The 20,535-nt window shown below is 57.5% G+C and carries 21 protein-coding genes; 11 read left to right on the forward strand and 10 right to left on the reverse strand.

Features of this window, described 5'->3' with window-relative positions; translation table 11 throughout:
- Nucleotides 1–6: 6 nt before the first annotated feature.
- From QMZ18_RS14640 to QMZ18_RS14655, 4 genes are all read right to left on the reverse strand, one after another.
- A complete protein-coding gene (locus tag QMZ18_RS14640) occupies nucleotides 7–828 on the reverse strand; it encodes a class II glutamine amidotransferase (RefSeq protein ID WP_282607049.1) in 822 nt (273 codons plus the stop codon).
- Nucleotides 829–1,096: 268 nt separating this feature from the next.
- The gene (locus tag QMZ18_RS14645) at nucleotides 1,097–1,957 is read right to left on the reverse strand and encodes a LuxR family transcriptional regulator (protein WP_282607050.1); all 861 of its coding nucleotides are present in this window, start codon (nucleotides 1,955–1,957) and stop codon (nucleotides 1,097–1,099) included.
- A 70-nt stretch (nucleotides 1,958–2,027) separates the two neighbouring features.
- Complete coding sequence (locus QMZ18_RS14650) at nucleotides 2,028–3,179, reverse strand: pyridoxal phosphate-dependent aminotransferase (RefSeq protein ID WP_282607051.1); 1,152 nt, start codon at nucleotides 3,177–3,179, stop codon at nucleotides 2,028–2,030.
- 76 nt (nucleotides 3,180–3,255) lie between these two features.
- Entirely contained in the window at nucleotides 3,256–4,302 is a 1,047-nt protein-coding gene (locus QMZ18_RS14655; protein WP_282607052.1) for a permease, read from the reverse strand.
- A gap of 99 nt (nucleotides 4,303–4,401) precedes the next feature.
- Here QMZ18_RS14655 and QMZ18_RS14660 point away from each other — a divergent pair, with 99 nt between their 5' ends.
- Entirely contained in the window at nucleotides 4,402–5,286 is an 885-nt protein-coding gene (locus tag QMZ18_RS14660) for a LysR substrate-binding domain-containing protein (RefSeq protein ID WP_282607053.1), read from the forward strand.
- Between the two features lie 78 nt (nucleotides 5,287–5,364).
- On the opposite strand, the gene QMZ18_RS14665 is transcribed toward QMZ18_RS14660, so the two are convergent.
- Both QMZ18_RS14665 and QMZ18_RS14670 read right to left on the reverse strand, forming a co-directional pair.
- Nucleotides 5,365–5,622 (reverse strand): YjhX family toxin, encoded by a 258-nt coding sequence (locus tag QMZ18_RS14665; RefSeq protein ID WP_282607054.1) that lies wholly within the window; start codon nucleotides 5,620–5,622, stop codon nucleotides 5,365–5,367.
- A 240-nt stretch (nucleotides 5,623–5,862) separates the two neighbouring features.
- Nucleotides 5,863–6,474 (reverse strand): pyridoxamine 5'-phosphate oxidase family protein, encoded by a 612-nt coding sequence (locus QMZ18_RS14670; RefSeq protein WP_282607055.1) that lies wholly within the window; start codon nucleotides 6,472–6,474, stop codon nucleotides 5,863–5,865.
- On the opposite strand from QMZ18_RS14670, the gene QMZ18_RS14675 reads away from it, so the two are divergent.
- Nucleotides 6,464–6,769, forward strand: coding sequence for a hypothetical protein (locus QMZ18_RS14675; protein WP_282607056.1), 306 nt, complete (start codon nucleotides 6,464–6,466; stop codon nucleotides 6,767–6,769). The genes QMZ18_RS14670 and QMZ18_RS14675 overlap by 11 nt on opposite strands.
- Nucleotides 6,770–6,900: 131 nt before the next feature.
- On the forward strand, nucleotides 6,901–7,401 hold the full coding sequence (locus QMZ18_RS14680) for a DUF992 domain-containing protein (RefSeq protein ID WP_282607057.1): 501 nt from the start codon (nucleotides 6,901–6,903) through the stop codon (nucleotides 7,399–7,401).
- A gap of 94 nt (nucleotides 7,402–7,495) precedes the next feature.
- Here QMZ18_RS14680 and QMZ18_RS14685 read toward each other — a convergent pair whose 3' ends face one another.
- Nucleotides 7,496–8,461, reverse strand: a complete 966-nt coding sequence (locus QMZ18_RS14685) for a glycine reductase (protein WP_282607058.1) — start codon at nucleotides 8,459–8,461, stop codon at nucleotides 7,496–7,498.
- Between the two features lie 153 nt (nucleotides 8,462–8,614).
- On the opposite strand from QMZ18_RS14685, the gene QMZ18_RS14690 reads away from it, so the two are divergent.
- From QMZ18_RS14690 to QMZ18_RS14705, 4 genes are all read left to right on the forward strand, one after another.
- Nucleotides 8,615–9,727, forward strand: coding sequence for an iron-containing alcohol dehydrogenase (locus tag QMZ18_RS14690; RefSeq protein ID WP_282607059.1), 1,113 nt, complete (start codon nucleotides 8,615–8,617; stop codon nucleotides 9,725–9,727).
- Between the two features lie 113 nt (nucleotides 9,728–9,840).
- The gene (locus tag QMZ18_RS14695; protein ID WP_282607060.1) at nucleotides 9,841–10,527 is read left to right on the forward strand and encodes a DUF3012 domain-containing protein; all 687 of its coding nucleotides are present in this window, start codon (nucleotides 9,841–9,843) and stop codon (nucleotides 10,525–10,527) included.
- A gap of 68 nt (nucleotides 10,528–10,595) precedes the next feature.
- Nucleotides 10,596–11,105: a hypothetical protein gene (locus tag QMZ18_RS14700; protein WP_282607061.1), complete on the forward strand. Its 510-nt coding sequence runs from the start codon at nucleotides 10,596–10,598 to the stop codon at nucleotides 11,103–11,105.
- Nucleotides 11,106–11,335: 230 nt separating this feature from the next.
- Nucleotides 11,336–11,980: a hypothetical protein gene (locus QMZ18_RS14705; RefSeq protein WP_282607062.1), complete on the forward strand. Its 645-nt coding sequence runs from the start codon at nucleotides 11,336–11,338 to the stop codon at nucleotides 11,978–11,980.
- Nucleotides 11,981–12,020: 40 nt separating this feature from the next.
- Here QMZ18_RS14705 and QMZ18_RS14710 read toward each other — a convergent pair whose 3' ends face one another.
- The 3 genes from QMZ18_RS14710 to QMZ18_RS14720 are packed head-to-tail and all read right to left on the reverse strand — an operon-like array spanning nucleotide 12,021 to nucleotide 14,835.
- Complete coding sequence (locus QMZ18_RS14710; protein ID WP_282607063.1) at nucleotides 12,021–13,277, reverse strand: glycosyltransferase; 1,257 nt, start codon at nucleotides 13,275–13,277, stop codon at nucleotides 12,021–12,023.
- A gap of 57 nt (nucleotides 13,278–13,334) precedes the next feature.
- A complete protein-coding gene (locus tag QMZ18_RS14715) occupies nucleotides 13,335–14,057 on the reverse strand; it encodes an aspartate/glutamate racemase family protein (protein WP_282607064.1) in 723 nt (240 codons plus the stop codon).
- Nucleotides 14,058–14,112: 55 nt separating this feature from the next.
- Nucleotides 14,113–14,835 (reverse strand): GntR family transcriptional regulator, encoded by a 723-nt coding sequence (locus tag QMZ18_RS14720; protein WP_282607065.1) that lies wholly within the window; start codon nucleotides 14,833–14,835, stop codon nucleotides 14,113–14,115.
- 283 nt (nucleotides 14,836–15,118) lie between these two features.
- Between QMZ18_RS14720 and QMZ18_RS14725 the strand changes: the two genes are divergently transcribed.
- From QMZ18_RS14725 to QMZ18_RS14740, 4 genes are all read left to right on the forward strand, one after another.
- Complete coding sequence (locus QMZ18_RS14725; RefSeq protein WP_282607066.1) at nucleotides 15,119–16,816, forward strand: thiamine pyrophosphate-binding protein; 1,698 nt, start codon at nucleotides 15,119–15,121, stop codon at nucleotides 16,814–16,816.
- 35 nt (nucleotides 16,817–16,851) lie between these two features.
- On the forward strand, nucleotides 16,852–17,979 hold the full coding sequence (locus tag QMZ18_RS14730) for an enolase C-terminal domain-like protein (protein WP_282607067.1): 1,128 nt from the start codon (nucleotides 16,852–16,854) through the stop codon (nucleotides 17,977–17,979).
- Between the two features lie 92 nt (nucleotides 17,980–18,071).
- Nucleotides 18,072–19,343: an FAD-binding oxidoreductase gene (locus tag QMZ18_RS14735; RefSeq protein ID WP_282607068.1), complete on the forward strand. Its 1,272-nt coding sequence runs from the start codon at nucleotides 18,072–18,074 to the stop codon at nucleotides 19,341–19,343.
- A gap of 44 nt (nucleotides 19,344–19,387) precedes the next feature.
- A complete protein-coding gene (locus tag QMZ18_RS14740; protein ID WP_282607069.1) occupies nucleotides 19,388–20,371 on the forward strand; it encodes a TRAP transporter substrate-binding protein in 984 nt (327 codons plus the stop codon).
- Nucleotides 20,372–20,535: the final 164 nt, after the last annotated feature.

Here is a 20,535-nt window from a genome sequence, read left to right on the forward strand (position 1 = left end):
ACCAGCTCAGGTCGAGAGGCGGGCGATTTCCATGCCGTCCCGGACTGCCAGGGCAGTGCCTTCCGGCAAGGCTTCCCAGCCATACTCGTCGAGCGGAACGCTTGCCAGCAACAGCGTCGATTGATCGCCCAGGCCAACACGCAGGCCGTCGCAGGCCCATTCGGGACCCTGCTGGCAGGCCACGCAGTTGCGTAGGCTCAGCCCGGGTGCGCGTGGCTCGCTGAAGCCGCCGCCTTCTTCGTAGATGCGGCGGTCCGCATGGGCGAATAGGACTTCGCCATCGGAGTAGAGGAAATTGGCAGAGCCGAGTCTGCGCATATCGCTTGCGAAACCGGCAAAGAGGCGCAGGCGTTCGTTTACAGAGGGCGCTTGATCATTGTTCAGCCAAACACTGCGCAGACGCTCCAGCAAAAGGCAGAAGGCGAGTTCGGAATCCGTTTCGCCGATGGGCTGATAATGCGCGTTCTGTGCCTGTTCCGTGTCATGCAAGCCCTTCAACGTGCCGTTGTGTGCAAAGACATGCGCGCGGCCTGCAAGAGCCCGACGGAAGGGATGGGTGTTGCGCAACATGGGTTTGCCAATCGTCGCAAGGCGCACGTGGGCAATGACACATTGGCTCTCCAGTTCCTGCTCGGCGATGAACTTGACCCAGGGGCTGTCGCTGGCGGGCTCGGGTTCCTTGACCAGAAAGGCGTCACGCTCTTCGAAATAGGCAATGCCCCAGCCCGAATTGTTGCCGTGGGTCAAGCCACCGTGCTTCGAGAATTCATTAAGAGAGTAGGTCAGCGCTGAAGGCTGACGCGACGACATCGCAAAAAGTTCACACACAGCACTATTCCCCGAATTTTTACAGAACCGCCAAAGCCTGATCGCTTTTCAAAGACTCAGTGAAAAACGTGAATCAGTCTCTGAAACATTTATTTAGGATGCAGTTCACGTCCTCGATTGATCCAGCCAAAAACGATTGAGCGCTAGGCATTCAATCCCAAAAACTTCGGGATTTCGACCGTCACTTTCAACTGAGATACGACCGCTCTACGAAGATTTGATGCTGCGTGAGCGATGTGAAAGCGCACCGTCAGAAGACCGTTTGTCCTCACCCTCGTGTCTGGTGCACGGAATCCATATAGCGGGTGAAAAGTTCCGCCTGCGAGGAAATGCCGAGTTTCGCGTAGGCATTGCGCCGATGAGACTTCACCGTGGGTAGAGCGACATCGAGGTTGAGCGCGATCGATGTCGAGGAGTGACCGAGGAGGATCATACGGACGACTTCACGCTCCCGTTCGCTCAGAACACCTTGGCCGAACTGGTGGAAAAGGCGTTCGAGCAGCGGCTCCTCCAGCTCCGGCGCCAGGCGGTGAGCGGCATATTCCCAGTGCTTGCGGAAGAGTGCGTAAAGGATAGGAAACAAGGTCTTCAATGTTTCGGCTTCGTATTCCGAGAAACCGCCACCGGCCTCTTTTTTTGACAGAGACACTTCGATCAGTGCTGATTCGTTCAACGGCATGACGATCAGCAGTTCCTGCATCCCCGAAGGCCAGTCGTTGGTGAGAAAGCCGATTTCCTCGAAACTGTCGAGGCTGACAGGAAATTCCTGATGTCTGCTTTCCAGGCTGTATTCATCCGGCATGAAATCCTTCATGAAATAGATGCCGGGCTCGGGATTCTTTCGCACAGCCTGGTAGAAGGGGTTGAGGACATAGGTGTTCCGCAAATAGTTTTTCAGACCTTTGCGATGGCGGGCGACGCAAATGCTGTCGTGCAATAGGGCTGGGGCTGCGTCCGGCCGGTAGAGAAAGACAATCAGAAATTCAAAAGCGAGAATTTGCGCCATGGCGGCAGAGAAACGCGCGAGGAAGTCATCGCACCCGATCCTCGAGACGAGATCGCCGGCCACGTCCAACCATTGCTGGAGAGCTTTCGATGTTGGCACCATTGGTTGCTTGTCTTGCGGCATGGACAGATCTTAATAATTCCGCGAAGCGACAATCATTGCAGAAGTATCTTACAGAAATTTGATGTGCTTTTTAAGCGTTGTCAGAGCAATCCCACAAAGCCTGATGGAGAGCGGTCAAAGCGGCTTCGAGGCGTTCCAACGACAGATAACCGAAGCCGATGCGGATCACGCGCTGTTCCTCGCCGAACCAGCGGCCGTCGGATATCTGAAGATCGTAGTCTTCCTGGCTCTCATAAAAGCGATCTACCGCCGCTTCGCTGAACCTGCTCTCCGGTAGGCGCATACAACACAGCGCTCCACCGTCTGGACGCACCCACTCGATCAGATCTTTATGCGTGCTCACCCAATCCTCGAGGAGATCAAAGGCTTTCGCAAGGGTCGCGTTGCGTTGTTCCATGATTCCGTCGAGCTTTTTGAAGAGCATAACGGCGAGGGTTTCATCGACGACCGACGCCGAGATCACCGTGCTGGTTTTCGCGATTCGCAGGCGTTCGTAGAGCGCTTCGTCGCCGCTGGTCAGCCAACCGATACGCAAGCCCGGTGCGCCATAGGCCTTGGAAATCGACGACATCGTGACGATGCGTTTTGAGAGGTTGGCGACACTTGCCTGCGGAGGACTGCCATAGGTTGCCTCCCGAAAGGTTTCGTCGACGACGACATAGGCGTCCGGGGCCTGCATCGACACGATATCGACGACAGTTTCAATGGTTTCCCGCGCCAGAGACACGCCGCCGGGATTTTGGGGAGAGGCCAGGCTGACCAGCTTAGTCTTCGGTGTCAGGGCATTCGACAAGGCCTGAGTATCGAGCCGGAAACCGCTTTTAAAGGTGAGGGGAAGGGGACGGATCTGAGCCTTGGTTGCGCGCAGACTGTCGATGCTTGGTGGATAGCAGGGGGTGGCGACGACGATTTCATCGCCAGGATTGCAGAGTTCGAAATTGGTGAGAAACAGGGCCAGCGCCGCACCCTGGGTGATTAAAACCTTTTCCTGATCTATGCCGCAGCGCGCGCCGATCAGGGTTCGCAGTTCAGGGTCGCCGCGTGACGATCCATAGCCAAGCGGCATCGAGAGAAACGCCTCCAGCTCTTCGGGGGTTATGAGATCGCGGAGCTGGAGATCCTGTCCGGTGCTGCCCGCCAGATTGTGCCGGCGATGTATATCCAGCAATGACATGATGCCGTTCTTGGGGAAGCGGCTTTGGGAAGAAAGGCCATCGGGCATGGGGACTCGCCTGCAAAGTAAAGGAGGCAGGCAGATTAGTCGGCTGCTTTAGTGATGTCATGGCCGAAACTGGCACTTATCCCATCACGAAACCGAAAGCCCAGCCCGAAAGCATGGCACTGACAACCGCCATGAAGAGGTAGAAAAAGAACACCGGCAGGCGGACCAGGGCGAAGACCGGTATGGCGGCCCAGGCGCTGGTGATGCCGCCGGCGATCAGGAAGGCCATGGCCGGACCCTGGCCCATACCGCTGTCCATCAATGCGCGGATCAAAGGCAAAGCGGCAAAGCCATCCAGATAGATTGGTGCGCCCACAACGGCGGCAGCCGGGACCGACCACCAGTCGTCGCCGCTGGCGAAACGGCCGACGAAATCGGGCGGCAGAAACAGTTGCAAGGCGTACTCGGCGATAAAGGCGGCAAAGAGCCAGGTGAACATCATGCGTCCGTTGGCCAGGCTGGAGTCCAGGAAGATCTTTCGCCGGGCTTTCGAGCGCCAGAAACTCCAGCAGAGACCGCTTTCCTCCAACGTATCGCAACCGCCGCAGCCGGATGCAGAGTAGTGGGCGAGGCTGTTCTTTGCCGGATTCCGGAAAGCTCCCGCCTTGATAAGAAGCGCTGCGACCCCGCCTCCGAACAGACCGATGAGGAAGGCCGCGAGAGTCTTGCCGACCGCGAAGGAGGTGCCGAGGGTTCCGGCGGTTACCGCCAGCATGCCTGGGCCGGTGATCGGAGACGATAGCCAGAAGGCAACAACGGGTGCCAGAGGTACACCGCCCGCCATCAAACCGGCAACCAGCGGCAGCACGGAAACGCCACAGACCGGCGTCAAGGCGCCGATGAAGGCGGCAAGGACGATCATCCTGACTGGGCGGCCCTGAAAAGCTGAGGCGATGAGGGCCATCGAGCCGCTGGCCTGAACTCCGGCGGTAAGGAACAGGCCGATCGCGATCATGGGCAGGATCAGCAGCAGGTTCTTCAGCGCAAAGAGCAGCGCAGTCCAAGCGTGCGTCGGCCAGAGAACAACTGCCGTCACAACGGCAAGCAGGCAGGCAGCTTTTATCAGTTTCTTCAACGATATAGCTGGCCGTTGCGCCAGTTGTTTTGCGGTGTTTAGGCTCATGCGGATTACGATCCCACCTTGCTGGAAGTTGCTCGTTGCTATTCAGGCAGAATTAGTGATGACTAGAAATCGCACAAACGAATAGTTATTATGTAAGCTATGAATAAAAACGATGGGTCAATTGCTAACCTGGATAGCGAGCTCTTGCGCAGCTTCATCGTCGTGGCGCGCCATGGGAACGTAACCCATGCAGCACGGGTAGTTCATAAGACCCAGTCGGCTGTCAGCGTGCAGATCAGGCAGTTGGAAGAGCGGCTGAGGGTTAAGCTGTTCACGCGCGAGGCCCGCGGTGTCAAGCTGACGGAGGCCGGTGAAACTTTGTTGCAATGCGCAGAGCCGATCGTGCGTCAACTCGATCAGGTGGCGGCGAGCTTTGCCCGTGCGCCGGTTACAGGTGCCGTGCGGGTGGGAATTCCAGATGAATACGGTGCGACGATCCTGCCCGACGTTCTGGCGGCCTTTGCGACCCAGCACCCGCTTGCCCAGGTTTCGGTGCGCTGTGGCTTCAGTGTCGATTTTCCGGATGTGGTGGAGAAGGGACAGCTCGATCTGGCGATTTACACAAGCGACCACATTCCACGATCTTCCGGTGTGACGGTTTTGATGGAGGAGGAAACCGTCTGGACCTGTCGAAAAGGTTTTTCGTTTTCGGGGGAGCAACCCGTTCCGCTCGCACTCTTTGAGCGAAGCTGCTGGTGGCGAGATATTGCAGTCTCTGCCCTGCAGGACGCAGGAAGATCTTTCCGGATTGCCTATTCCAGCGACAGCGTGGCGGGGGTCAAGGCGGCAATCTCTTCAGGCCTTGCAGCCGGCATGATTGCGCGTAGTACGTTAGAACCTGGTATGCAGATCCTGAAACCTTCGGACGGTTTTCCTGGCCTGCCCGTCTCGCACCTGTTGCTGTTGCGAGGCGACGCCGCCGGTTCTGCTGCAGTCGAAGCCATGTCTGAAGCGATTGTGTCGGCTTTTGCCGCGATGGCGTGAAACCCATTGGGTTGGAGACCGTTTGAGTTTCACGCCGTTTGAGCCGCTTTATTTGCTATCGGCCTATCTTTTGTTGACCTACCTGTTATCTGGCCGCGCGCGCACAGCCAATAAGCCTTTCCGGCTGATCCGGTAGGGACGACCGTTTTTTGAGGCAATCAAGCCCTTTGACTTCAGGGTGCGGAATAAGTTGAGAGTGCAATTTTCAAGGACCCAACCTTCACGGGTGACGCAGTCAACGCCGATGATTTTTTTGCTTGAGTCGAAGTAGTGGCGAATGCAGCCGCCCTGTGCCAAGGCGTGCAGCACCCGTTGTTGATGACGGGAGACGTTCACTGAAATGATGTCCGGAAATGTTCTGAAACAGAACACCGACCCGTGAGGCGGACGCAAAACGCCATCCACCGGCACGGCGTGCGGTGTCAGGTTTTTGCGACGGGCCTCTATAGAAGAATCCCGTCAGCTGAACACAAGCGTAATGGACATCAAAACTCCGAATTCAGAGAAGGCTGAAATATCCGCTTCGACGGATCAGTTCAAGCCCTTTCGAATAGACAATAGGCCGCAGCCAGGTCGTTACCAAAGAGTCTTTTGGGCACGGGCGCCCCAGGCCTTGTCATATTCCTCGCCACCGACGCGGTTCTCGGTCATCGAGGCGAGGATCCGGCCTGGCGTAGGGAGAGATTTCTTGTCGACGTGACGCTCCGGATTCCAGAGCTCCGAACGCACGATCGCACGGGCGCACTGAAAGTACATTTCCACTATCGTGATGACGATGACCGAGCGTGGCGCCTTGTCTTTGACTGCGAAGGACGCGAGAAGAGCGGGATCGGTATCCAGATGCGCGCGGCCGTTGATGCGGATTGTGTTGCCGTGGCCGGGGATCAGGAACAGAAGGGCGACCCGGGGGTCTCGGACGATGTTGCGTAGGGAATCGACCCGGTTGTTGCCGCGCCGGTCGGGCATCACCAGTGTCTTGGAATCATGGACGCGAACAAAGCCCGCCAGATCGCCGCGTGGCGAACAGTCGAGGCCTTCGGGCCCGCTGGTGGCCAGGGCGGCAAAGGGAGAAACTTCGATATAGGCGCGGTATTCCGGCGTAATTTCAGCGGCGACCTTGACGGTCGAGGCTTCGCCGGGCTGGCCGTAAAGGCTTTCCAATTCTTCGACGGAAGAGATGATCGACACGCAGCAAACTCCGGGATTATTCGCGAGGGCGGGACGGTTGCGCCGCAGTTTTGCACAGGAGCAGAGCCTGCGCCAAGCATTCGCAATGCATCTCTTCAGAACACCGCCGAGACGACCGCAAACTGCGCGTAACCCGAAGATGGCGGCTAATTCACCGCACCAGCGCGATCACGATTACTGCCGAAATGATCGCGGCAATGTGACTTTGAATAAACCCAGCAGAGCAAAATATGTGGAGCACAGACTTGTAATGCCGTTAAAGAAAAAGGCAGGCATCGACAGTCTCAATAAATGAAGTGGTACAGAATTTACCGAGAAAGGCCTGGATCACTACAAACATTAGTTTCCAGGTCATTGTAGCGGCCGGTAAACCTGAATAAGCCGACGCTTCAATAGCAGACACAGGTCAATAAAAAGGATGTTCTCATGGAATTCTCTCGATTGCTGACGTTATCGTTCGCCTTGGCGACGGTCCTGATTTCAGCAAACCCCTTCTCGGCGCAGGCGGCGGACGGCGACAGCCCTGATGTGAAAGCCGGTTTCCTGCGTTGCGATGTTGAAGGCGGCGTCAGCTTTATATTCGGTTCGAGCCGCGACATCGCCTGCACCTTCGAACGGCCGGACAAAAGCGTCGAACGCTATACCGGAACAATCGAGAAGTACGGCGTCGACATTGGCTACACCAAAAGCGGTGTCATGGTCTGGGGTGTGCTTGCAGGAACACCTGACGTCATCGATGGGTCTCTGCGTGGCAAATTCATCGGCGTTGGCGCGGATGCAGCCGTCGGTTACGGCGTGGGCGCGGACGTTTTGATTCTCGGTGGCGATCATCCCAAAGTGGCGCTGCAGCCGCTCAGTATCGAAGGCATTGAGGGCATCAATATCGCAGCCGGCATCTCGCAATTGGAACTCGTACCCGAGACTTAGAGTGCGATCGGCCTCTTGGACGTAAAATGTTTCCGGCGGGCGACAGCTTTGCCCGCCGGATTTTTTACGTTCAAACACAGACTTCACTCCAACGTCACGATGCGGTCCTTGCCCGTTCCCGTTTCGCGATTTCCTTTTGCCGGTCGAAGTCTTCGCGCAACCGTTTGATTTCGTCTTGCGAGAGGCGTTCCACATTATAGAAATCCATTTTCCAATCAGGATCACCGCTCCATCGCTGGGGGGATTGAACGCTGGTGCGCGGGCCTGGGGCAGCGGCAAGGACCTTCAATGCAAGCTCCAGGGTCAAGGCCTGCGAGGATTCGTCGTGCGGTCGTCCCGCTGCATTGCCGAGCGGGAAATCACTGAACAACAGGCGTGGGACGCCTACGTGTTCCACAATATCCTTGGCGCAGGCCATCACGATAGTCGGGATGCCGTTTGCCTCCAGGTGGCGGGCGGTCAGAGAAACGGTCTGATGGCAGACGGGACAATTGGGCACCAGGATCGCCGCATCCGCATCATCATCTTTCACGCGGCGGAGAATTTCCGGCGCATCCCGGGTAAGGGTGGTTTTTTGGCTGCGGTTGGTCGGCACTCCGTGGAAGCTCCGCGTCAGGCCACCGATCTCTCCATTCGCCACGAGCCGATTCATTTGTGCCAGGGGGAACCAGCTGTTCATGTCCTCTGCCGTGGTGTGATGCCGGTCATAGGTGACGTGGGAGATTCGAAGATCAGGACTACTGTTGCTGGGCAGCGAAAAGACGGAATGAAACTTGGCCGCGGCGTTGTAGGTGGCACCGGGGCCCTGGTCGCCCTTGTCCGGTTGGTACGGGGCTGCCGTTGTAATCAAGGTCAGCCTGGAATCAGCGACCGGCTTGGACAGAGGCGTAAAAGGAACCTCTCGGTAATGTGCCCAGACATAGGGTTTCCCATACCCGAGAGTCTGATAGTAGCTGCGGATCCGGGTAAGATAGGGAATCGCTACATCGTGCGTGGGTACCTTGTCTGCTTCATGGTCTTCTGCTTGGGTTACTTTACCGGATGTGGTGCTGGATATCATTGAAACGGTCGCCGCAGTCAGGTGGATCGGAATTCCGATTCTCCTTGTGAAGTGGCGCGGGGACAACAAAAATCCTGATCAAGATCAATCCGCCGTCCTGTGGCCGTCTTTCTCTGGTGCCTGCAGAGGTTGGCTGCACTGGGAGAGAAACACGTGGCGACCATCAGTTACCTGACAAGAATCGAATTCGATTTCGGCCTTGCGGCAAAGCTGCCGGATTTCTGTGCCGAGCTCGGGATGACATGCCCGCTGTTGGTGACCGACGCCGGTTTGACGGCTCTGGGTGTGACCAGCCGTATCGCCGAGGGCTTCGCTCAACGACCACAGGTTTTTGATGGAACACCCGCCAACCCGACCGAGGCGGCAGTGATGGAAGCGCTCGCGGTTTACCGGGAAAGCTCTTGCGACGGGATTCTGGCGCTGGGCGGCGGCTCCTCGCTTGATCTCGGTAAGGCCGTTCGCCTGTTGGTATCTCACGAACCGCCGCTTTCCCAGTATGCCGCCGTCGAAGGTGGTGTTGCCCCGATCAAGGGATCCTTGCCGCCGTTGATCGCCGTGCCGACGACCGCCGGGACCGGATCCGAAGTCGGTCGCGGCGCTGTGATCGTAATGAATAACGGCCGTAAACTGGGTGTCGTTTCGCCACTGATGCTGCCCTCGCTGGCAGTCTGCGATCCCGAGCTCACTCTAGGGCTACCGCCGATATTGACTGCTGCCACGGGTATGGACGCGCTCGCCCACTGTCTGGAAACCTTCATGTCGCCGGCGGTCAATCCGCCGGCCGATGCCATTGCCTTGGAGGGTTTGGTGCGCGGCTACGGCGCGATCCGAACGGCGGTCGCAAATGGCGGTAATCGCAATGCCCGCTGGGATATGCTAATGGCCTCGATGGAGGGTGCCATGGCTTTTCAGAAAGGACTTGGTGCGGTGCATTCACTGTCGCACCCCTTGGGAGCCTTGGCGGATTTGAAGCTACATCATGGCACGCTGAACGCCGTATTGCTGCCGGCGGTATTGCGCTTCAACCAACCGGCGATCGGCGAGAAGTGGGAACGCCTGTCTGCGGTCCTCGGCGGTGCGCCGGATCAAAAGATTGCCGCCCTGAACAGCGAACTCGGGCTGCCCGCATCTTTGTCGCAGATGGGGGTAGCCGAAGAGCAGCTTGCAGCGGTTGCGGCTGCTGCGCTGTTGGATCACTGTCACGGCACAAATCCGCGCATTGCGAGCGAAGAGGAGTATCGTAGCCTTTTGCGCGAGGCCTTTTAGATCTGCCGATTCAAATATTGTCTGAAATACCCTATGGTAAACTCGAATAAGAGATTTGCGGGGACCGTCGAATATTCAGAAGAACCAAAGCGACGGATTAGGGGGATATAGACATGAGACTATTCGCGATTTTATTTTTGGCTGCGCTGCTCCCAGGTTTTTCTGTTGTTGCGCAAAGCAATTCAACAGCACTCAAGGAGAGCGTCACGCTCGAAATCAACGCGGATCTATTGCGACGAGCACGCGAGATGAACCTGGATCTTGCGGCGGTCATGGAGAAACAGCTTGAAGCGGAAATCGTTGCTCGTGGCGGCACGGCGTCCGTGACCCATCAATCGCTTCTTGTGGCGGCGTTTGATAATTTTGAGGCCATGTTGTTTACGCCTCTGAAGGTTGACCGGACGACCCCGGTTGCCGGGGTGAAAGCGGCCTGCCAATCGGTGCAAGAGAGTGTCGGTCAGTTGATCGCCCATGCCGAAACCCGAAAATCTCTCGCTTTGCCTGATAGCCTGGAAGAAGCACAGCAGCTCAATCAGTATATTGCCAAGCGCTTTCATGCGATTCAGGCCGGCATGCGTCAGGCCGGCGGCAAGATCCGAGCTTCGGGCAAGATCCTTGAGGCCAATTGCCCCGAACTCAATGCGAATGAGGCGGTCGCGAAAAACGCCATGCAAACGGCATTGGCGCAATACGGTCCGGAGGGCTGGTGTCGCGTCATGATGAAGAAGCCGCAAGCCGCTTGGAATATGCAGGATGCGGGCACCTTCGCGAAGGTCTGCCAGGGTGTTAAGCCGAACTAGGGCTTGTGTTCTGATTGCGTAGAACGATCAGACACTTGTCTTTGCTCGAACCTGTTGGAACCAGATTTGTGAAATCAATTTTTCTCTCAATATTATTTTGCCTTTTTCCCACTTTGGTCCTTGCTTGTATTGCGCCGCCTCGAAGCTTTACGGTCGATCACGCTGAATTGGTTCAGAGAACTGATACAATTGTTTGGGCCAAAGCCATTGGTGGTTCGGAAGACACATCCGACATTTGGGGAAAAGAGCATGAACTGATGCTCTTCGAAACCATCGAGGTTTTGAGCGGCTATGTTCCAAAGCGTTTCACCATCCCCAACGGCTTCGCTTTATCGGGCTGGAAGCAAGGTGTCGGTAGTTTGGAAACGGATTTTGACAGCCACCGGGATCTCTCGTTTTGGGACGAAAACAACGCGCGGCAATGGAACAGCGCAGATTGCAATATGTATCCGACTTTCTCAGTAGGAAACAGTTACCTGCTTTTCTTAGGGGCGCCACACTGGAAGGCTTACGAGGCCGTCAAATCCGAAGATGATCTTTGGCTGCAGACCGTCCGTAACATAATTGCGCAACCATGATGTAGATCGTGGGTGTTTTGGGGTCAATTGGAGCCCGTCACCGAAAGTTGAACGCGTTGCAACCGACGCGACCCCATATCACTTACAAAGTCACAATGAACTTAAAGTGCGATCGTTTTTGATTGAAAGGATCAAGGGCGGGAATCGTTCTCTGACACTTTGAAGGAGAGGCTGATTTACGTTGATCGCTGGTTCAGCGAAAACGGTCAGACTCTAGAGGGGGAGGAATCATGCTTCGTAAAGTTACGCTCGCGGCCACAGTTGCCAGCTTCGCCGTTTTGTCTGCGTTGCCCGTGCAGGCCAATGAATCTCATGCGCATATCGGTCATGTCATGACCAAATGGAAAGACACGCCCGACCAGAAGGGTTTCCTGCCTGTGGCCATAGAGGAAGCCAAGGTTGCGGAGACCCACGCCGGATTGGCGGCCTCCGACCAAAGTGATCTTTCCAGCATGCAGCTGCACAGCCGCCATGTGTTGCACGCGCTCGACCCGTCGGTCGAAACCAGCGGGCCCGGCGCTGGTTTCGGTGTGCTGAAGGCAACCGAAGGCACGCATAGCCATATTGGATTTGCCGCTGGCTCGGATGGAGCCTCTGATGCGGTCAAGTTGCATGCGACCCACGTTTCCGCCGCTGCCGAGGCCGTTCTCAAACGTACGGAAGAGGTCAAGACCCTGATTGCCGGGATCCTGGCCGCGCCCGACGATAAGACAGCGGCGCCAATGGTCGAGAAGATGAAAGCAAGCGTTTCGGCGATCACGATTGGTGAAGACCTGAACGGCGACGGCAGCATTGGCTGGGCGGATGGTGAAGGCGGTCTGGCCGTGGCCAAAACCCACATGGGCTTCATGATGGACGCCGAAGGTCTGCAATAGGGCTATCGACTTTCAACTGTGTAATTGTGGTTAGGGTGGATCAACAGAAAGTTCGGCCGATTACTTCCGCCGCCTTTTGAGCACCGCATTCTTCGTGCATCATCTCGGCAGTCTCCTTTGCGCGGGAGGTGATGGCGTGTTGGTGTGCGGCCTCCAGTGCCTTGGCCAAATCCGTTGCGTTCAGGCGTTTCTGGGGGAGCGGAGCGGGACCCGCGCCCAGGGCCTTAACCCGGCGGCCCCAAAAAGGTTGGTCGACGGTCAGTGGGCAGACGACGCTCGGGCGGCCCCAGCGCAGGCCTTCGTGGGTGGTGCCGGCACCACCGTGATGAACCACCGCCGAGCAACGGGGAAAGAGCCAGCTATGGGGTGCGCTTTCCAGCAGGTGGATGTCACTGCTGTTGGTCAGGTCCTTCAGGCCGCCCCAGCCCGTCGCTAATATTCCGCGGTGGCCTGACAATTCGAGCGCATCGATCACCACGCGGGTCTGCCGTTCGGCGTCTTCCGCCGGCATGCTGCCGAAACCGACATAGACTGGCGGGGGGCCAGCACCAAGAAAATTTGCAAGCGGCTCTGGTGGTGTCCAGTCATTCACCGGTTCGCTGAACCAGTAACCCGTGACCTGCTCACGCTCTGGCCAGTCCTTGGGCTTGGGAACGATATGCCTGCTGTAGCCGTGCAGGCGGGGCAATACCCGGCCCGTTGGATCGTAACCGTCGAAGAAATCCCGTTTTCCTGATCCCGTTATGCCAAGAATCTCTGTGCCCCAACTGCCGAAGGAGTTGGATTGCCCCCAGGCCGCAAGAGCGTTGAAGAGGTGGTGACTCAGCCTGTTACCGAAGCCACCCAAATCGGCGAAGGGTGTAAAAATCACCGGGAAGGCTTCGGTCGGAACGAAGGTGGGCTGCAGGCTGGTCGCGATAGCCGGCACCTGCTGCGCCTCTGCGATAAGCCGCGCGACTGACCCCTTGGGGTGGTAAATGTAAAGGTCAGGCTTCACATCCTGGGCGATTTGCCACATGTCGTCGTAATGCTGCCGCATGAGAGGTTTGAATTTGCGCCAGGCTTTTATCTTGCCACTGAAGCTGTGCAGAGCTTCCCGCAAATCGGGTGAATTGATCAAAGCTCGGAAATCGACCGAGACCGTTGCGACCGTCAAGCCTTCGGCTTCGATCATCTCGTCGAAGCCCTCGCCCGTCGAGATCGTGACACTGTGCCCGAGGCCACGCAGGGCGGCGCCTAGCGCCACATAGGGCTGCACGTCGCCGCGCGAACCCATCGTGAAGATGAGGATTTTCATCCGGTCACCTTACGGAAAGCCGCGCCGCGAAGCGACTGACCAAAATGGTATCAGATCTTACAGGCCTGCCGGAAACACGCGCGGTGCCAGGGCGGACTGGAACCAAAGGATGTAACTGTAAATGCTGTAGACGGGAAGCCCGGTCGCTGCGCGGATGTCATGTGCGAAGGGCACCATGTTGGTGCACTCCAGGACAATGGCGCCAAGATCGGGGTTTGCCTCGGCTAAGGCCCGCGATGCGTCAATCAGGTCCAGGCGGCTCGCTTCGATATCCAGCTCCTCTTCATCATCAAGGATTACGCGGCTGAATTCGCGTAAACCCTCGGTGCCCATAATGGGTGTGTCCGGAGGCACGCGCGCCGCGCGCAGATGGTCATCGGAAAGGGTCTCGCGAGAGATGGTCAGGACGCCGCAACGCTTGCTCGGAGCGAGCAGGCGATTGACCGCCTCAACCTGCAAGAGAGAGGAGGTTGCCACCGGCACTCCGCAGGCCGCTGCCAGTTCGTCCTGAAACAGTGAGAGAAAGCCGCAGTTGGTGGTGATGCCATCGGCGCCTTGATCGACAAGAGCCCGGGCATCGGCGATGAAGGTTTCCAATAGTCCTTCTGCGCGGTTTCGAACCACCCGATCGGGGGAAGCACCGCTGACCACCTTATAGCGGACGGGAAAGGGCCAGGTCAGCGCGTTGCACATGTCCCCCTGGATACGCGGGAATTTGGTTTCCAGCATCAGGATCCCGATGCTGGCACCATATACGGTCTTACCACCTTTAACTTTCATACTCACCTTACCGCTGTCGTCTTTATCGATTGTTTTGAAGGCCTGTCGCCGGCGCTTAACGCCCCGAACTTGCAATGAGTGGGCTTCCCGTCAGCGGGCCTTGGGAATCGGGCAGATAGAGTGCCGAATAGCCCGCACGAGCGAAGGCGATGATCTGATCGAGCCGCTTTTCGATGTGTCCGCGCAGAATGTTGCGGCAGGCCGCTGCGTCGCGTTTGGCAAGCTGGTCCATCAGCTCCCGATGCTCGCCACGCGTCACCGAGATCCGTTGTTCCATATCGAACCAGCGGACAAAGCGAATCCGGGCATTGATGTTGCGCAACCGTTTGACCAGTTCACCGTTTCCGGAGAGGCTCACCAGAGTCTGGTGAAAGTGCTCGTCATAAGCCACCAGCTCTTTAACACTCTTGCCTTCGTAGTCCAGTCCATTGGTCATGAGGTCCAGGCGCAAGGCTTCGATATCCGAGTCTTCGGCACGTTCGCAGGCGAGGGTGACCGCCGCCTCTTCGATGATGACTCGAAGTTCGTAAAGGTCGAAGATTTGTTGTGGGTCCAGTGCACGGCAGAAGAAGCCCTTGCCGGGATGAAAGACCAGCAGGTCCTCGGCGACAAGACGGTTCAGTGCCTCGCGGACCGGCGTGCGACTGGCTCCCAAGGATTTCGCAAGGGAACCTTCATTGATTCTTTCGTCCGGCTTGATTGCATAGCTCGCAGCCAGTTCCCTGACCGCGTCATAGATACGATCGACGCTTGCCGGATTTGCCGTTTCGCCAGGCATTCGGATTCCTCTCGCCGGGCTTTCCGGCGTGGATCTAAACTGTTTCAAGCAGCTGATTTTAAAGACTAATGCGCCCAAAGGCGAACCTATTTACCAGCCGTCGCAAGAAAGTTATTGCACCTGCTTGACTCTCATGCAACTTAAAACATACAGTCCTGTATACAGATAAATATGCAGTTCGGAAGTCAGATGGAAACGCCTGATCCGGAGCTTTGTGCTGCATCGAACACGACGCGTAACCTAGGGTGACTGAACACCCTCCAACCAGTTGAAAGAGATCCCGATGACCGCAGGTGGAAATGAGCTGAACGGCGCCGAAGCAATGGTGCGGATGCTTCAAGCTCATGGCGTAAAACATATTTTCGGACTTTGCGGTGACACGACGCTGCCGCTTTACGATGCGCTCTACCGTCTCGATCATGGGATCGAACACATTTTGACTCGGGACGAGCGGCACGCTGCCTATATGGCTGACGCCTATGCCCGGGTTTCGGGTAAGGTAGGTGTCTGCGAAGGCCCCAGTGGCGGCGGCGCCACCTATATTTTGCCGGGACTGGTCGAAGCCAACGAATCGTCGGTGCCGATTCTCGGAATTACGACCGATGTTTCCACTTCGGCCCGTGGCCGCTATCCCCTGACCGAGCTGGATCAGAACAGTCTATTCCGGCCCCTGACCAAGTGGAACACCGTGATCGATCAGGCGGAGCGCCTGCCAGCTATGGTGCGGGCCGCGTTTCGTGCCATGACCACCGGGCGGCCGGGGTCGGCGCATATCGGCCTGCCTTTTGACGTACAAAAAGCAGCGGTCTCGGAAAGTGAGATCTGGGCGCAGTCGGAGCTGGGCCACTATCCGGCCTGGCGAGCCGGGCCGGCGGCTCAGGCTGTGGAGCGGATGGTCGAAGCTCTGCTGTCGGCAAAGAACCCTATGATCATTTGCGGCGGTGGCGTCGTAATCTCAGGAGCGGAAAGCGAGTTGCAGAGCTTTGCCGAAGCCCTGAATATGACTGTCGCTACAACCATCAGCGGGCAGGGCAGTCTGGCGGATAGCCATCCTTTGTGCCTTGGCGTGGTCGGCAGTAATGGGGGTGTGGCCGAGACGAGGGAAGTGGTCGAGGAAGCGGATCTGGTCCTCTTTATTGGCTGCCGCGCGGGTTCGGTGACGACAGAGCGTTGGCGCTGCCCGACTCCCGGACAGCGGATCCTGCACATCGATATCGATCCCATGGTAATTTCCGCGAATTATGAGACCGAGGTGGCCTTGAACGGAGATGCACAGCTGGCGCTGCGTATGGCCAATGACGTTCTGGCTCAATCCGGTGAACGACGCGACTTCGGCGGTGCCGCCCGGATCGCGAAAGCACGTAAGATCAAATTCGCCGACTTTGAAGAACGGGCCGCAAGCAACGATTCGCCGATCCGGCCGGAAAGGGTGGTCTCAACGCTCGGCAAGCTTTTGGACGACGATGCCGTGGTCGTGGCCGATCCGGGCACACCCTGTCCGTTCTTTTCGGCCTTCTATCAGAACGGCAAAGCCGGCCGGCAGTTCATCACCAACCGCGCCCATGGTGCCCTTGGCTATTCGGCAGCCGCGGTCCTGGGCGCACACTACGGACGTCCCGGTGCCAAGTGCGTGTCCGTGATGGGCGACGGCAGCTTCGGCTTTACCGTTGGCGAATACGAGACGGTGATGCGTAAGAACCTGCCGATTACCTATGTGGTCTTCTCGAATTCGGTCTATGGCTGGATCAAGGCAGGTCAGAAGAGCGGTTTTGGGGAGCGGTATTATTCAGTCGATTTCACTCGCAGTGATCATGCGGGGATCGCCGCGGCCTATGGCCTGAAAACCTGGCGGGTCGAGGATCCTGCGGATCTAGAAAATGCGATGAAGGCTGCGCTCGAAGCCGACGGGCCGACCCTTGTTGATGTCATCGCGCAGCCGCTGCAGGACGCCAATGCGCCGGTCAGTGAGTGGGTGGCTTGAGCCCATTGGATAGTAGTTGCACAGGGCGACACGGTATGGCTCACGAAAAAGATAAAATCGAACGCATGACGATCTGGCACGCGGCATTGCCGGTTCGCGCACCGCGCGACCACGGCAGCGGTCTGGTCGCCGGAAATGTAGACGTCGTCATCCTTCGTCTGGATACGGCGAGCGGTTGCAGCGGTTTCGGCGAAGCTTCGCCCTGGGCGGTCTTTACGGGGACGGCAGAGGCCACAGCGGCAGCTTTGGATCGCTATATCAGGCCGGTGGTGATCGGTGCCGATCCCGCCGATATCCCGCTCATCATGGCGAATGCCGACCGTGCGATTGCCGGCCATACGGAAGCCAAGGCTGCCTTGGAGACGGCGTTGCTGGATTGCCGTGGCCGGGCAACCGGACAGCCGGTCTGGGCGCTTCTTGGCGGCCGGTTCCGCAGTGAAATTCCGTTATCGATCTCGCTTGCCGATCCCGATTTCGATGCGGATATGGCGCTGATGGCGCAGGTCTGGGAAGAGGGTCTGCGCATTATCAAGCTGAAGACCGGTGTGCGCGGGCACGCCTTTGACCTTGAGCGGCTGGAGCGCCTGCGAAAAACCTATCCGGAGCTCGATATTCGGATTGATTACAATCAAGGCCTGCAGCCCTTTGGGGCGCTGCGCAAACTCAAGGACGTCGAGCAATTCCATGTGACCTTCATCGAGCAGCCGGTGCCGGGGCGAAATCACGAAGCCATGGCGCTTTTCACCGCCGAGTTGGAGACGCCATTACTTGCGGACGAGACGGTCTTTTCCCCCAGCGATGCCCACAAAGCGGTAAAGGGCCGGCTCTGTGATGCTATCTCGGTGAAAATTATGAAAACCGGCGGCCCTCGCCGAGGTATGGAGGTGGCTGCGATCGCTGAATCGGCCGGGATGCCGGCCTACGGCGGCGATATGTTCGAAAGCGGGATCGCACATCTCGCCGGAACACATATGATCGCGGCGGCCCCCAACATTTCACTCGGCTGTGAGTTTTATCAGGCGCGTTGGTACCTGAAGGAAGACCTGTTGAGCGAACCCTTCCCAAGCGATAACGGCAAGGTTGTGGTGCCGGACGGGCCGGGCCTCGGATTTGATGTGGATGTCGAGAAACTTGGCCGATATGCCGTGGAGACGAGACAGTAACGCTTGCGCTGTCGTGGGACCACGTTCACTCTCAGTGGTTGGAGCGATGCCAATTTGTGATGACAAACAATGACAAAGGGACGCAGGACAGGATGAACGAAGCTCCGAAGCATAACGGAACAGGCGCCAAGAAGGTGGCCGTTATTGGAGCTGGAATTGTCGGCGTGTCGACGGCTGTCTGGTTGCAACGCAGTGGTTGTGAGGTGATCTTGATTGATCGCTTGGGTCCGGGCGAAGGCACGTCTTATGGCAACGGAGGAATCCTCGCTTCTTGCTCAATTGTGCCTGTCACAGTTCCCGGGTTGCTCGGCAAGGTGCCGGCTATGTTGCTGGATCGGAAGTCGCCCCTGTTCCTGCGGTGGTCGTATCTGCCAAAACTCCTGCCCTTTCTGCGGCATTACCTTTCTCACTGCAAGGCCTCTGAGACCACGCGCATTGCCTCCGCCTTGAATGACATCGTCGGCGACAGCCTCGAACAGCATCAGGCCCTGGCGGAAGGGACGGGCGCAGAGAAATGGCTCGTGCCATCCGATTATCTCTTTATTTACGGCAACCGCAGCAACTTTGAGGCCGATAGTTTCGGGTGGGGCCTGCGCAAAGCCAATGGTTTCTCCTGGCAGGAGCTTGAAGGCGACGAATTCAAAGCCTATGACCCGGTCTTTGCCGAAGATCTGACCTTCGCTGCGCGCCTTAGCGGACATGGCCGAATAGCAGATCCTGGCCGCTACGTTAAAGACCTCGCTACGTCGGTTACAAGCAACGGGGGGCGTTACATCAAGGCGGATGTCTCCGACTTCAGGAAGGAAAACGGCACCGTGAGTGGTGTCGTGACGGATCAAGGTGTGATCGATTGTGATTCGGCCGTTGTCACGGCAGGCGTCTGGTCGGGTCCGTTGGCAAAAAAGCTTGGCATGAAGGTTCCGCTTGAAAGCGAACGGGGGTATCACGTTGAGCTTGTAGAGCCAAACATCATGCCGCGTTCGCCCGTGATGCTTGCGTCAGGCAAGTTCGTCGTGACGCCGATGGATGGTCGCTTGCGGGTTGCGGGACTGGTCGAGTTCGGCGGCCTGGATGCACCGCCCAGCCGGCGACCGATCGAATTGCTGCTTGAGAATATATCCAAAGCGATACCAAACTTAACCTGGAAGGAAACCCGGGAGTGGATGGGCCACCGGCCCGCCGTTTCGGATTCCATTCCGGTTATTGGCGAGGCCCCAGGTCTCAAGTCGGTCTTTATGGGATTTGGTCATCACCATATCGGCCTGACCGGAGGGCCAAAAACCGGGCGCATTCTTGCCGGATTGATTTCCGGGGATCGCCCCAACAGTGATCTTTCGGCTTACGCGCCGGCGAGATTCGCTTGACCACGGCTCAAATGTGGGCCGCCAACGACAGGGAGAAAAAGTACATGCGATTAATGAAGTCACTTCTAGCGACAGCGGCGGGTATCGGTTTGGCCGCTTCGGTCGCGACCTCTGCTTCGGCTGAAACCTGGGATATGCCGATGGCCTATTCGGCGACGAATTTCCATTCGGTCACCGGCGCTGAATTCGGCAAATGTGTCACCAAGGGAACCGGCGGTGGGCTGGAGATCGTTACTCATCCTTCGGGTTCGCTCTTCAAAGGCAACGATATCAAGCGCGCGGTTCAGACTGGTCAGGCGCCGATCGGTGAGCGCCTGCTGTCGGCACACCAGAACGAAAATGCTCTGTTCGGCGTCGACTCCATTCCGTTCCTCGCAAACTCTTTCGAGCAGTCGGAGAAGCTCTGGAAAGCCGCACGGCCTGAGATCGAAAAGGTCCTGGACGAACAGAACCTGAAGCTTCTCTACGCTGTTCCTTGGCCGCCGCAGGGCCTCTACTTCAAGAAAGAAGTAAATGAGGTTGCCGACATGAAGGGCGTCAAGTTCCGCTCGTATAACTCGGCGACGGCACGTCTGGCGGAACTGGCGGGCATGCTGCCGGTTCAGGTCGAAGCGGCTGAAATCTCGCAGGCCTTCGCGACCGGTGTCGCCGAATCCATGGTGTCCTCGGGCGCGACCGGTTACGACCGGAAAGTCTGGGAGCATCTGACGCACTTCTACGAGGTCGATTCGTGGCTGCCGCGGAACTACGTGATCGTCAATAAGGACTCCTGGGGTGGCCTGGACGACGGCACGAAGAACGTGGTCGAAGCCTGCGCCGAACTGGCGTCGTACGCCGGTTACTGGCGTTCGGTTCAGTACACCGACTTCACGCTCAACGGCCTGCGTGCCGGTGGGATGACGGTGGCGCCTGCCAGTGACAAGATGCAGGGTGAACTGATCGGCTTTGGTGACATCATGACCAAAGAGTGGCTCGAAAAGACCGGTGATCAAGGCAAAGCGATCATCGACGCCTTCAAGGCCAACTAAGACGGATGAAATGGAGAGGCTTAAGCGCCTCTCCATTTCTTATTTCGGATTAAAGAGACGCGTAAGTAGCTATGCCGACGTAGGGATCTTCTGATGCCTGCTGCGGCCAGGGCCGGTCGAAGAACAAGTCACGTCTCGTTTTATCTTTCAGGGGAAAGCAGGGG

Source organism: Pelagibius sp. Alg239-R121, assembly GCF_947331435.1.
GTDB lineage: Bacteria > Pseudomonadota > Alphaproteobacteria > Kiloniellales > Kiloniellaceae > Denitrobaculum.

What these genes read in the sequence shown, in the direction of transcription:
- QMZ18_RS14685 (WP_282607058.1), bottom strand. Translation starts at nt 8,461, where the DNA reads ATGATATCCAGCACCACATCCGGTAAAGTAACCCAAGCAGAAGACCAT.
- QMZ18_RS14715 (WP_282607064.1), bottom strand. Translation starts at nt 14,057, where the DNA reads ATGAAAGTTAAAGGTGGTAAGACCGTATATGGTGCCAGCATCGGGATC.
- QMZ18_RS14720 (WP_282607065.1), bottom strand. Translation starts at nt 14,835, where the DNA reads ATGCCTGGCGAAACGGCAAATCCGGCAAGCGTCGATCGTATCTATGAC.
- QMZ18_RS14710 (WP_282607063.1), bottom strand. Translation starts at nt 13,277, where the DNA reads ATGAAAATCCTCATCTTCACGATGGGTTCGCGCGGCGACGTGCAGCCC.
- QMZ18_RS14730 (WP_282607067.1), top strand. Translation starts at nt 16,852, where the DNA reads ATGGCTCACGAAAAAGATAAAATCGAACGCATGACGATCTGGCACGCG.
- QMZ18_RS14675 (WP_282607056.1), top strand. Translation starts at nt 6,464, where the DNA reads ATGATCGACACGCAGCAAACTCCGGGATTATTCGCGAGGGCGGGACGG.
- QMZ18_RS14680 (WP_282607057.1), top strand. Translation starts at nt 6,901, where the DNA reads ATGGAATTCTCTCGATTGCTGACGTTATCGTTCGCCTTGGCGACGGTC.
- QMZ18_RS14645 (WP_282607050.1), bottom strand. Translation starts at nt 1,957, where the DNA reads ATGCCGCAAGACAAGCAACCAATGGTGCCAACATCGAAAGCTCTCCAG.
- QMZ18_RS14655 (WP_282607052.1), bottom strand. Translation starts at nt 4,302, where the DNA reads ATGAGCCTAAACACCGCAAAACAACTGGCGCAACGGCCAGCTATATCG.
- QMZ18_RS14705 (WP_282607062.1), top strand. Translation starts at nt 11,336, where the DNA reads ATGCTTCGTAAAGTTACGCTCGCGGCCACAGTTGCCAGCTTCGCCGTT.
- QMZ18_RS14740 (WP_282607069.1), top strand. Translation starts at nt 19,388, where the DNA reads ATGCGATTAATGAAGTCACTTCTAGCGACAGCGGCGGGTATCGGTTTG.
- QMZ18_RS14695 (WP_282607060.1), top strand. Translation starts at nt 9,841, where the DNA reads ATGAGACTATTCGCGATTTTATTTTTGGCTGCGCTGCTCCCAGGTTTT.
- QMZ18_RS14660 (WP_282607053.1), top strand. Translation starts at nt 4,402, where the DNA reads ATGAATAAAAACGATGGGTCAATTGCTAACCTGGATAGCGAGCTCTTG.
- QMZ18_RS14650 (WP_282607051.1), bottom strand. Translation starts at nt 3,179, where the DNA reads ATGCCCGATGGCCTTTCTTCCCAAAGCCGCTTCCCCAAGAACGGCATC.
- QMZ18_RS14735 (WP_282607068.1), top strand. Translation starts at nt 18,072, where the DNA reads ATGAACGAAGCTCCGAAGCATAACGGAACAGGCGCCAAGAAGGTGGCC.
- QMZ18_RS14725 (WP_282607066.1), top strand. Translation starts at nt 15,119, where the DNA reads ATGACCGCAGGTGGAAATGAGCTGAACGGCGCCGAAGCAATGGTGCGG.